Source organism: Bradyrhizobium sp. UBA2491, from assembly GCF_002341725.1.
GTDB lineage: Bacteria > Pseudomonadota > Alphaproteobacteria > Rhizobiales > Xanthobacteraceae > Bradyrhizobium.
Genome location: NZ_DDOP01000035.1, coordinates 29,640 through 41,181, shown reverse-complemented (window position 1 = coordinate 41,181; position 11,542 = coordinate 29,640). Strand labels below are relative to the sequence as shown.

General features: G+C 64.4%; 12 protein-coding genes. 8 read left to right on the top strand and 4 right to left on the bottom strand.

Annotated features, from left to right (window positions below; all coding sequences use genetic code 11):
- The first annotated feature begins 2 nt into the window (after positions 1-2).
- The 5 genes from B2W55_RS10100 to B2W55_RS10080 all read left to right on the top strand — a co-directional run bounded on the left by B2W55_RS10100 (position 3) and on the right by B2W55_RS10080 (position 3,739).
- Positions 3-440 carry a DUF983 domain-containing protein gene (locus tag B2W55_RS10100; RefSeq protein ID WP_024581366.1) on the top strand — a complete coding sequence of 146 codons (438 nt, stop codon included), beginning with the start codon at positions 3-5 and terminating at the stop codon, positions 438-440.
- Positions 441-476: 36 nt separating this feature from the next.
- Positions 477-1,226 (top strand): NUDIX hydrolase, encoded by a 750-nt coding sequence (locus B2W55_RS10095; RefSeq protein ID WP_024581365.1) that lies wholly within the window; start codon positions 477-479, stop codon positions 1,224-1,226.
- Positions 1,227-1,478: 252 nt separating this feature from the next.
- Positions 1,479-2,804, top strand: coding sequence for an LLM class flavin-dependent oxidoreductase (locus B2W55_RS10090; protein ID WP_024581364.1), 1,326 nt, complete (start codon positions 1,479-1,481; stop codon positions 2,802-2,804).
- A 127-nt stretch (positions 2,805-2,931) separates the two neighbouring features.
- The gene (gene rpmG / locus B2W55_RS10085; RefSeq protein WP_018271988.1) at positions 2,932-3,099 is read left to right on the top strand and encodes a 50S ribosomal protein L33; all 168 of its coding nucleotides are present in this window, start codon (positions 2,932-2,934) and stop codon (positions 3,097-3,099) included.
- A 109-nt stretch (positions 3,100-3,208) separates the two neighbouring features.
- On the top strand, positions 3,209-3,739 hold the full coding sequence (locus tag B2W55_RS10080; protein ID WP_024581363.1) for a hypothetical protein: 531 nt from the start codon (positions 3,209-3,211) through the stop codon (positions 3,737-3,739).
- On the opposite strand, the gene B2W55_RS10075 is transcribed toward B2W55_RS10080, so the two are convergent.
- The 3 genes from B2W55_RS10075 to B2W55_RS10065 all read right to left on the bottom strand — a co-directional run bounded on the left by B2W55_RS10075 (position 3,736) and on the right by B2W55_RS10065 (position 7,050).
- Positions 3,736-3,864, bottom strand: coding sequence for a hypothetical protein (locus B2W55_RS10075; protein ID WP_256372063.1), 129 nt, complete (start codon positions 3,862-3,864; stop codon positions 3,736-3,738). The two genes, B2W55_RS10080 and B2W55_RS10075, sit on opposite strands and share 4 nt — an antisense overlap.
- Before the next feature lie 70 nt (positions 3,865-3,934).
- Positions 3,935-5,329 carry an ammonium transporter gene (locus B2W55_RS10070; RefSeq protein ID WP_029879123.1) on the bottom strand — a complete coding sequence of 465 codons (1,395 nt, stop codon included), beginning with the start codon at positions 5,327-5,329 and terminating at the stop codon, positions 3,935-3,937.
- A gap of 488 nt (positions 5,330-5,817) precedes the next feature.
- Complete coding sequence (locus B2W55_RS10065; protein ID WP_024581361.1) at positions 5,818-7,050, bottom strand: MFS transporter; 1,233 nt, start codon at positions 7,048-7,050, stop codon at positions 5,818-5,820.
- A 133-nt stretch (positions 7,051-7,183) separates the two neighbouring features.
- On the opposite strand from B2W55_RS10065, the gene B2W55_RS10060 reads away from it, so the two are divergent.
- Both B2W55_RS10060 and B2W55_RS10055 read left to right on the top strand, forming a co-directional pair.
- Positions 7,184-7,786, top strand: a complete 603-nt coding sequence (locus tag B2W55_RS10060) for a TetR/AcrR family transcriptional regulator (protein WP_024581360.1) — start codon at positions 7,184-7,186, stop codon at positions 7,784-7,786.
- A 127-nt stretch (positions 7,787-7,913) separates the two neighbouring features.
- Positions 7,914-9,119 (top strand): serine hydrolase domain-containing protein, encoded by a 1,206-nt coding sequence (locus tag B2W55_RS10055; protein ID WP_029879122.1) that lies wholly within the window; start codon positions 7,914-7,916, stop codon positions 9,117-9,119.
- Positions 9,120-9,132: 13 nt separating this feature from the next.
- Here the strand turns inward: B2W55_RS10055 and B2W55_RS10050 are convergent, their stop codons facing one another.
- Positions 9,133-10,584, bottom strand: coding sequence for a sulfatase family protein (locus B2W55_RS10050; protein WP_024581358.1), 1,452 nt, complete (start codon positions 10,582-10,584; stop codon positions 9,133-9,135).
- A gap of 135 nt (positions 10,585-10,719) precedes the next feature.
- Between B2W55_RS10050 and B2W55_RS10045 the strand changes: the two genes are divergently transcribed.
- The gene (locus B2W55_RS10045) at positions 10,720-11,514 is read left to right on the top strand and encodes a helix-turn-helix domain-containing protein (RefSeq protein WP_024581357.1); all 795 of its coding nucleotides are present in this window, start codon (positions 10,720-10,722) and stop codon (positions 11,512-11,514) included.
- The last annotated feature ends 28 nt before the right edge of the window (positions 11,515-11,542 follow it).

The following is an 11,542-nucleotide window of genomic DNA, read 5'->3' as shown; positions in this document are numbered from 1 at the left end:
TCGTGGACGTGACACCCCCGACAGTGGTCTGGACTCGCGACGCCGTCGCCCCCGAGAAGCGCGACGTGTGGAGTGCGATGAAGCGCGGTTTCCGCGGCCGTTGTCCGCGCTGCGGAAAAGGCAGATTGTTCCGCAAGTTTCTCAAGTGCGACGGACATTGCCCGGTCTGCGACCTCGATTTTTCGCCACATCGCGCTGACGATCTGCCCGCCTATCTCGTCATCGTCATCGTCGGTCATATCGTGGTACCGACCGCGCTGTGGATCGAAACCAACTATTCGCCACCGGTGTGGCTGCAACTTGCGATCTACCTGCCGTTCACGCTGTTCGCATCGCTGGCGCTGTTGCAGCCGGTGAAGGGAGCCGTGATCGGATTGCAATGGGCCCTGCGCATGCATGGCTTTGACGAGAATCCCCCTAGCGACATCCCGCCGGTCTAGCTAAACCGGACGCCAAGAAGAAATGAAAGGGATGAAATGACTGAAGCCGCCGCCCCCGCCGCCGTCGTCCACCAGGGCGATAAGGAAGCCGATCATCATGCGTATTTCCGGCCGAAGGACGCCGCGACGCTGATCCTGATCGACCGTTCCGGCGCCAAGCCGAAGGTGCTGGTCGGCAAGCGTCACGACAAGGTGGTGTTCATGCCGGGCAAATTCGTCTTCCCCGGCGGCCGCGTCGACAAGGCCGACAACCGCGTGCCGGTCGCAGCGCCGATCACGCCGGAGCTCGAAGCCAATCTGTTGAAGGGCAGCCCGAAGATCACGTCCGGCCGCGCGCGCGCCCTCGCCAATGCCGCGATCCGCGAAGCCTGTGAAGAGACCGGGCTCTGCCTCGGCCGCAAGGTCGAGAAGAAGACCAAGCTCGACGGTCCGTGGGCGCCGTTCGCCGACGCGGGCCTGCTGCCCGATCCGTCGGGCCTGTTCCTGATCGCACGCGCGATCACCCCGCCTGGCCGCGTCCGCCGCTTCGACACCCGCTTCTTCACCGCCGATGCCTCGACCATCGCGCATCGCGTCGAAGGCGTGGTGCATGCCGATGCCGAACTGGTCGAGCTCGTCTGGGTCGAGATCGGCTCCGAGCCGCTCGCCGACGCGCATGCCATGACCAAGAACGTGCTCGCCGAGCTCGACCGCCGTCTTGCCACCGGCCCGCTCCGCCATGACGCGCCGGTGCCGTTCTTCCATTTCTATGGCGGCAAGATGCAAAAGGACGTGCTGGGGGCGTAACGAGCGCACCCACCATCACCCTGTCATTCCCCGGTGCGCAATTGCGCACCTGAGGGCACGCCTCTTGGCGCGAGCCCGGAATCCATCAAGCCGCATGAATGGTGGAGGAATGGATTCCGGGTTCGTCGCTTCGCGCCGCCCCGGAATGACGGCATTGAGGAAGTGCCCAAAAACAAAATAATCTTCCGGATGGCGCGCCGGATGCCGCCTCCCTATCTGTTCCGCTAACGACATCAAGGACGGAACGGGGCAATGGCGAAGCGTCAACTCAAGCTCGGCGCGTTCATGCGGCCGATCAGCATCCACACCGGCGCCTGGCGCTATCCCGGGGCCTGGCCCGACGCCAATTTCAACTTCGACCACATCAAGACGCTGATCCGGAAGCTCGAGGCCGGCAAGTTCGACGCCTTCTTCATGGCCGACCATCTGGCCGTGCTCAACATGCCGATCAATGCGCTGAAGCGCAGCCACACCGTGACCTCGTTCGAGCCGTTCACGCTGCTCTCGGCACTGGCGGCTGTGACAGAGAATATCGGCCTGGTCGCAACCGGCTCGACCACCTTCGACGAGCCCTACCATGTCGCCCGCCGCTTCGCCTCGCTCGACCACATCTCGGGCGGCCGCGCGGGGTGGAATATCGTCACCACGTCCAATCCGGACGCGGCGCTGAATTTCGGGCTCGACGATCACATGGAGCATGCCGAACGCTACAAGCGCGCCCGCGAATTCTACGACGTCGTCACCGGCCTCTGGGACTCGTTCGCCGATGACGCGTTCGTGCGCGATGTCGAGTCCGGCCTGTTCGTCGATCCCGACAAGATGCATGTGCTCAACCACAAGGGCAAATATCTCTCGGTGCGCGGCCCGCTGAACATCGCCCGCCCCGTCCAGGGCTGGCCCGTGATCGTGCAGGCCGGCGCTTCCGACGATGGCAGGCAGCTTGCGGCCGAGACTGCGGAGGCCGTGTTCACCGGCGGCGGCAGCCTTGCCGACGGACAAAAGCTCTATGCCGACATCAAGGGCCGCATGGAGAAGATCGGCCGCGATCCCGAGCATCTGAAGATCCTGCCCGGCGCCTTCGTGGTGGTCGGCGACAGCGTCGAGGAAGCCAAGGAGAAGCGCGCACTGCTCGACAGCCGCGTGCATTACGACAGCGCGATCGCCTCGCTCTCGGTGATCCTCGGCACCGATGCATCCGGCTTCGATCCCGACGGCCAATTGCCACCGATCCCCGAGACCAATGCCAGCAAGAGCGGCCGGCAGCGCCTGGTCGAGGTCGCGGCGCGCGACAAGCTCACCGTGCGTCAGCTCGCGCAGCGCGTCGGCGGCTATGGCGGGCTCGCGTTCGTCGGCACACCGCAGACCATCGCCGACCAGATGGAGGAATGGCTGACCGGTCGCGGCAGCGACGGCTTCAACATCATGTTCCCCTATCTGCCGCAGGGCCTGTTCGAGTTCGTCGACCGGGTGGTGCCGGAACTTCAGAAGCGGGGAATCTTCCGCAACGAGTATGAGGGGCGGACATTGCGCGAAAATCTCGGCCTGCCGCGCCCCAAAAACCAGTTCTTCGAGGGCTAATTGGCCGGAATCGGGACGATTTCGGCCCGGAAATCCTTGACTTTGAGCGGTTTGTGGCTAGTTTCCGGGCCAAACGCGGGCCGATTTGGCCGGCTCCCGATACCCCTTCATTTTCGAGGATTTGCACATGGCCAAAGCGGTCACCATCAAGGTCAAGCTCGTGTCGACGGCCGACACCGGCTTCTATTACGTCGCCAAGAAGAATTCGCGCACCATGACCGACAAGCTGGTCAAGAAGAAGTACGACCCGGTCGCGCGCAAGCATGTCGAGTTCAAGGAAGCCAAGATCAAGTAAGATCGCCTGCTTCCGACCTTCAAGCGGGGCCCTTTGGGCCCCGTTTTTGCTTTGTAGCCAGGCGTCATCCCCTGAAGCGTCCCGGACAGCGCCCGGGCGAAGGGTCCGCATGGTTGCAGCCCTGGACGAAGGCAATGTTGGCGGTTACTCGGTCGCCTATGGCCGCGAGGACATCTACTTTCCGGTCTATGTGACGGCCGCCCTCGCCGCGGTGTTCCTGACCGCGACGTGGATCACGGGCGCGATCTACTGGCTGGCGCTGGCGGCGGCTGCCGCCAGCTTCACCTACTACAACATCCCGCTGCTGGAGGCCGGGCGTCCGACCATCGGGGCCAACCAGTACGGCATCTTCATCCAGGCCTTCGGGCTGATCCGCTGGCGCGCGATCACGCGGATCGATCTCGTCGAGATCGCCGAGCGCGCGATGACCGTCCACGAATTGCAGATCGCACTCGATGGGCCACTCGGCAGCGCGCTGGTGGCCGATTGGCGCAAGCGGCCGGCCTATCGGCTGCTGATGCGCTTACCCTGGCGCATGGACCATCGCGGCGTGGTGCGCGTCAATCTGGAGCCGTTCGATCGAACACCCGAGGAGATCCATCGGACGTTCCTCCGGATGTGGCGCTACTACCGGAGCTAGCCCTTGAATGCCTCATCCGGCAGATGCGCATCCGCGATGTCGGCATCCGGATTGTGTGTGATGGTCATGAACCAAACCAGGCTGAAGAACAGCGACCACGCCGTGTTCCAGTAGAACCAGTTCATAGGGCACCTCGAACAGGTTTGGCCGGTGGGCCGGCAGCGACTGCCGATCCCACCGAAGACTGCCCCGTTCCTACTGCACGACCTCGCCGTGCAGCGCGAGGTCGAGACCTTCGCGTTCGATGTCCTTCGTCACGCGGAGGCCAACGAAGAGATTGATCACATACAGGATGATCAAGCTCACCACGGCATCATACACGAAAACCGTCGCGACGCCGATACACTGATTGAGGAACTGCCCGGTATTTCCCTCCAGAACGCCGGCTGTTCCACCATACTGCTCGACCGCGAACACGCCGGTCAGCAGCGCCCCGACGATGCCTCCGAGCGCATGGACGCCAAAGCAGTCCAGCGCGTCATCGTAACTGAACATCCGCTTCAGCCCGGTGCATCCCCAGTAGCAGCAGACGCCGGCGGCGATGCCGATGGCGAAAGCGCCGACCGGCCCGACGAAACCGGAGGCCGGCGTGATCGCGACCAGGCCCGCGACCGCACCCGAGCAGATGCCGACGACGGTGGGCTTGCCCTTCAATGCCCATTCCACCAGCATCCAGGTGAAGCCCGCCACCGCCGTGGCGATCTGGGTCACCAGCATGGCCATGCCAGCCTGCATTCCGGCCGTGACGGCGGAGCCGGCGTTGAAGCCGAACCAGCCGACCCACAGCAGCGAGGCGCCGATGAAGGTCAGCACCATATTGTGCGCCGGTCCCGTCTCGACGCGCTTGCCAAGCATGATCGCGCACATCAGTCCGGCCACGCCGGCATTGATGTGCACCACGGTGCCGCCGGCGAAATCGAGAACTTTGACATAGGCGGCGTCGTTGCCCGCCGAGAAGATCCCGTCGGGTCCCCAGACCCAGTGCGCGATCGGCGCGTAGACCAAGATGGCCCAAAGGCCGATGAACCAGAGCATGGCCGAGAATTTCATCCGCTCGGCAAACGCGCCCGCAATCAACGCCGGCGTGATGATGGCGAATGTCATCTGGAAGCAGATGTAGACAGACTCAGGGATGGTGGCGGCGAGCGGATTGGGATTGCCGATGCCCCCCTTGCCGATGTCGCTCAGAATGTCCTTCAGGAACATGCGATCGAGACCGCCGATAAACGGCGTGCCGGCACGGAACGCCAGGCTGTAGGTGAGGACGGCAAACAGGATCGTGACCAGGCAGGTGACGGCGAAGCTGGTCATCACGGTATCGCCGACATTCTTCTTGCGCACCATGCCGCCATAGAACAGCCCGAGACCAGGGACCGTCATCATCAGGACGAGCGCAACCGAGGTCAGCATCCACGCCGTGTCGCCGGAGTTCGGCGTGCACTTCTCGAGGATCTTGCCGCCGCAGGCCGGCGGCCCAGCGTCCTCGGCCAGCGCGACGTCGCTGAACAGCAGGCAAAGAAGCGCAACTCCCAGCAGGGCTACCAGGATCCTCATGAGCTTCTGCTGCGTATTTGTCCCAGACTCCATCATCTTCCTCCCGTCACAAGAAATGCTGGTGTTCGGAATGCCGTGGCGTGAACGCCGAACGGCCGTCTGCGGCGCAGTGATTGGAATTGCGTTCGAGGAGATTCGATTGGGTGACGCGATCGCAAAACCGCAGCGGCGCCACACCGGACGGTCGGCACAACAGCTTCCTGCTCGGCGGCGCGGCGAAGGCCGTGGTGCGCGGATCGCTGGAGAATGACGGCGACTAGCCTCATCGCGGCCAGCCCTTCCCATGGGTCCCCAGGCCGGAACCTCAGCGACGGTTTCCGGCACGATTTCTAGCCATATTCAATCAAGATTCATGCCACCGGCGCTTACAGCGTAACGCCTTGAAAGCGCGAGCCCTTCAATCCGCGCACGGAACGGCTTCGCGCTCTGTTGCACGTTCTCGTAGCAAGCGATCGATGGAAAACTAGGCAAGACGCGGCGACTGTCCTGGGTACGGGCAGTCGCCGCTTGACCGGGAATGGACGCTAGGCCGCCTTGAGCAATGGCGGCTGCGAGGGCCGGATCAGCGCGAACGCCAGTTGGATGATGCCGCCGGCCAGCCCGAGCGCGACGCCGATGCGCCAGGCCATGGTGTAGGAGCCCAGCGAGTCGTAGATCACCCCTCCTCCATAAGCACCGAGGAAGCTGCCGATCTGATGGCTCATGAAGGCAAGGCCCTGGATCATCGCCTGCCAGCGCAGCCCGAACATCTCCGCGACCGCGCCCGCGACCAACGGCCCGACGCCCATCCAGAGGAAGCCCATGATGGCGCCGAACAACAGCGTCGAGCCCGGCGTTGCCGGCAGCATGAAGTACCAGGCGAGCGCCAGCGAGCGCAGGATGTAGATCGCGCCCAGCAGCGCCAGCTTGTTCCAGCGCTGGCCGGCCCAACCGAAGAACAGCGAGCCCAGCACGTTGAAGCCGCCGATCATGCCGAGCGTCTGCGCGCTCAACATCGGATCGAGGCCGCAAATCGCCAGATACGACGGCAGATGCGTGGTGAGGAACACGAGCTGCATGCCGCAGACCATGTAGGCGCAGGTCATCACCACGAAGGACGCATTGCCGAACGCGGTCTTCGCCGCGGTCGCCGCCGTGGCGTTGCCGATGTCGTCGCCCGCGGGCTTCGGCAGCGGGATCCTGTCGACGCGGCCGGCATACAACGCGGCCGGAATCATGCCGATCGAGAGAATCACAAAGCCCGCGAGCCCGACGCGCCAGCCAAAACCTTCATTGAGCATCTGGCCGATCGGCGCCGACAACAGGGCGCCGAGCGAGCCCGCGGCGGAAACCATGCCAAGCACGGTCGAGCGCACCATCTCCGGCACCGCGCGTGCGGCGACCGACATTGCGATCGCATTCGCGGTGCAGGCGAGCGAAATGCCGATCAACACGCCGGCGCCAATCATGATGCTGAAGAGGCCATGCGCCATCGTCATCAGCACGAGGCCCGCGATATAAGCCAACGCGCCGACCACCATGATCGGACGGAAGCCGTAGCGCACGGTCATCGCGCCGGCCAACGGCTGGAGGAAACCCCAGGCGAGGTTCTGCACCGCCAGAGCCAGCGTGAAATGGGACACCGAGATGCCGATGTCGTGTGTCAGCGGCTGCATGAAGATGCCGAGGCTCTGCCGCAGGCCCATGCTCAGCGTGAGCATGATGGAGGCGCCGATCAGAATCGGAAGCGTGGGACGCAGGACCTGTAGCAGGGGCATTGTTTTTGTTCTCCCGGATCGGCGCCGCACGAACGCCACGGCCTGCGATTCAGCCATGTTTTGGTTACACAGACCTGTGTAATTAGTCTATACGGGGGTAGTCCTGTCAAGCGAAGAGGATCACGGCCGGCGCATGGCTTCCCCGCCTCCCAAACAGACCATGAAAGAGCGGATCCTCGAGACCGCCGACAAACTGTTCTACCTGCAGGGCATTCGCGCGATCGGCGTCGATACCATTGCGGCCGAGATCGGCATCAGCAAGCGCACGCTCTACAATCACTTTCCGTCGAAGGATGCGCTGATCGAAGCCTATCTGCAGCGTCGCTTCGTGCGACCTCCGCCTTCCGACAAGCCGCCGGCCGAGCAGATCCTCGCGACCTTCGATTCGCTGGAACGCCGCTTCTCGGCCAAGGACTTTCGCGGCTGCCCGTTCGTAAACGCGGTGGCCGAACTCGGTCCCGAGGACGAGGACCGCAGCGTTCGCAACATCGCCATCGCCTTCAAGGAAAGCCGGCGGATCTGGTTTCGCGATCTGCTGCGCCAACTTGGCGTCGCCGATGCCGAGGGACTTGCGACCCAGCTCACGCTGCTGGTCGACGGCTCGATCGCACAGGACCTGGTGCGCGACGATCCAGCGATGGCGCGCGCGGCCAAGGAAGCCGCCCGCGTGCTGCTGGCGAACGCCGGGGTCAAGGTCGCAAACGCCGCGCCGGCGGACAACAAGCGCGGCGGATAAATCCGGTTGCGCAAACAGGTTCCGTTTGGTTGGTAGCGCCACGCACGCGAGATGGCCGACCGGAATATTCCGTCACGCGACATTGCCGACGACCGCGCGAGCAGCACGGCGCAACAGGGGAACGACCATGGAAGATCTGAAGGTGACCGCCACCGGCTACGATTTCGCGCCGGCGCGCGCGGCCATGCAGCGCTATATCGACAACAATCTCCTCTCCGGCATCTCCTCCGCGGTCATGGTCGGTCGCGACTTGGTCGACGTGTCCTGCGTCGGATGGGCCGACAAGGAAGCGCAGATCCCGCTGCGCACCGACCACATCTTCCGGGTGTTCTCCAACACCAAGCTGATCACCTCCTGCGCCGCGCTGCTGCTGCTCGAGGACGGCCATATCCGGCTCGACGATCCGATCGAGACCTTCATCCCGCAGCTCGGAAACCGCAAGGTGCTACGCCCGGGCGCGACGTCGATCGACGATACCGAGCCGGCGCAGAGTTCGATCACGATCCGCCAGTTGCTCAGTCACACTGCCGGCTTGAGCTACGGCTTCTTTGATCCCGGCACCGTCATCTTCAAGGCGCTGAACGAGCGCGGCGTGCACAACCCCAATACGACGCTGGCCGAGATGGTGGACGTGCTCGCCGATCTGCCGCTGATCTATCAGCCGGGGACGTCGTGGGAGTACTCGCTCGCGACCGACGTAACCTCACGCCTGGTGGAAGTCGTCAGCGGCCAGAGCTTCGACAAGTTCATCAAGGCCCGCATCCTCGATCCGCTCGGCATGGTCGATACCGGCTTCGTCGTTCCGCAGCAGGATCAGGGTCGCCTCGTCGCGTACTATGCCGGTGCTGATCTCATGGAGCCGATGAAACCGGGCCTCACCCGCACCGACAATGCGCCGTTCCCCGGTGCCTATCTGCGCCCGGTCGCAAGGCTCAGCGGCGGCGGCGGCCTGGTCTCGACGCTGCCCGACATGGTGGCGCTGATCCGCAGCCTGCTGCCGGGCGGACCGACGCTGCTGAAGCCGGACACCATTGCAATGATGATGTCCAACCAATTGCCCGAAGGGCGATGGATCCGCTTCGCGCTGATGGGCGAACAGCCCGGCAAGGCACACGCGCTTGCCGGCGGCCTGATCCTCAATCCGTCACCGATCGATCATCCCGATGCGGCCGGTGAATTCTACTGGGGCGGCGTTGCCGGCACGCAATGGTGGATCTCGCCGAAGACCGGCATTGCCGGCGTGATGATGGCGCAGCGCCAGATGGCGTTCGTGCATCCGTTCTCGTTCGAGTTCAAGCGGATGGCCTATGACGCGGTGAAGCGCGGGCGCTAGCCCGCGCCATCACTTATCGGGTCTGCTGTGGAAAGGCTTCGTCGAGGTCCGGCTGGCCGCTGGCCTTCTGCGCGCCGAAATGATCCGCGAGCTGGCTGCTGTCGAAACTGTCGGTGAAGCTCTCGCGCACTTCCGGCAGCATGTCCTTGTTCCACTCGGTCCATTGCGCGACCATGCGGTCGTAGATATCGCGGTGACGATCCCTGAGATTGGCGCGCTCCAGCGGATCGGCCACCACATTGAACAGGAAGGTCTGGTCCAGCATCTTGAGGATCTTCCAGTCGCCGTCGCGGGCCGCACGCTGCGCATTGGCCTTGTAGCGCCAGAACAGCTTGCGCGGCACCGGCGCCGGATTGCCGGTCAGCACCGGCAGCAGGTTCATGCCGTCGGACGGATAGGCCGGATCCGGCGCCCCGCCCGCCGCCGCCAGCAGCGTCGGCAACCAATCCATGCTGGCCATCACCTGGTCATGCGTACGGCGCGCGGTGATTTTGGCAGGCCAGCGGATGACGGCGGGAATGCGCAGGCCGCCTTCCAGCAGCTCCGTCTTGTGGCCGGTGAACGGCCAGGTGTTCGAGAACCGCTCACCGCCATTGTCGCTGGTGAAGACCACGATTGTATCGTCGGCGATCCCCCTGGCCTCGAGGGTGCGCAGGATGCGGCCGACCTGCGCATCCATCGCCCCGACCATGCGGCGATAAGTTTGCAGCGAGCCACCGTCGAAATCGAACAGCGATTTCGCCGCGAGCCGCTCCGACTCGGCCTGATCGCCGGGCGCCTCCCACGGCCAGTGCGGTGCGTTGAAATGCAGGCTGAGAAAGAACGGCTGCCTGGCCTTGGCATAACCTTCGATGACGCTGACCGCGCGATCGCCGAACAGCTCGGTCGCATAGCCGACCTTGTGGATCGGCAGGTCGTCGTCCCACAGATCGTCCTTATGGTCCGGCCCCTGGTGTGCGTAATAGTCGATCGCACCGCCGCGGAAGCCGTAGAAGTGCTCGTAGCCGCTCTGCAACGGGCCGAACTTCGGCAGCTCCCCCATGTGCCATTTGCCGACCAGCGTCGTGCCGTAGCCCAACTTCTTCAGCAGGGAGGGAATGGTCGGCATTTCCGGCGGCAGGCCAACGGTCTTTCCGGCGCCGGCGAGCGGCTCCTCCAGGCCGAGACGGAGCCGGTATTGATAGCGCCCGGTGATCAGCGCGGTGCGCGTCGCCGAGCACACTGCCGAATTGGCATAAGCCTGCAGGAAGCGCAGACCGCCGGCAGCGATCCGATCGATGTTCGGCGTGTGCATCTCCGACGGACCGTAGCAGGAGAGGTCCGCATAGCCGAGATCGTCGGCGAGGATGAAGATGATGTTCGGCTGCTTCGCCGGCGTCCGCGCCAATGCCCCCTGCCCGAGAGCCAGCGTGACGGATGTTGCAGCCGCCGAGTTGATCAACCGCCGACGGGTCATCTTTGGCATCGAGACCTCCCACATTGTCCGGCGGCGAGCCTAAGAGGCCCTGCGGCGGCCTTCAATTGCTCTTGAACCAGCGTTCCGGACAGTGGAACGTGCGGGGACAGAGATATGTCCCGGCGGCAACGGAAGAACGGACAGATGGAGCACGACACGGTCAGGGCCCTGTCACGCGGCCTCGATGTTCTGGAAGCGCTGGAAACGCGTGACGGGATGGCACTGCACGAATTGCACCGGATCACGACGCTGCCGAAGCCGACGCTGCTGCGGTTGTTGTCGACGCTCGAACGCCGCGGCTATGTCAGCCAGCGGCTCGCCGATGGCTGCTGGCGGCGCACTTCGCGGGGACGAATATCTGCGGCTTCGGAGGCGAAGGAGCAGTTGCTCGATTGCAGCACGGCCGTGCTGCACGATCTGTGCCGGGACATCGCGTGGCCCTCAGACGTCGGTGTCTACCGCGAAGGCACCATGGAGATCATCGAGAGCAACCGGGCCCTGACGCCGCTCGCGATCGCGCCGGTCCCGGTGGGCCTGCGCGTCTCGCTGCTTGGGTCGGGTCTCGGCCGTGCCTGGCTCGCTTATTGCGGAGATGCCGAACGGCAGCAGGCCATCGCCGCGGCCTGCCAGGTGGCGAACCGGAGCGCGCCCCGCCAGAGCATCGACGCGGTGCTCGAGCACACGCGGCGCAAGGGCTATGGTTGCCGGGCAACAACCGGCGTCCCCGCACCGATCGGCCAGGGCGACATCGGCATCGCGGTGCCGATCCTCAGCACGGGACGCCTGCTCGGCTGCGTCAACATCGTATGGCGGTCCTCGGCGATGAGCGAAGCCGCTTTCGCCCGCCGCTATCTGTCGCGCCTGCAACAGGCGGCGCAGACGATTGGCGCGAAGATCTCGGAAGGCAGGACAGCGCTTCGCGCGAGAGCGACTTCGTAGCCCCGTTGGCTTCAGGGCTACGAAAGGC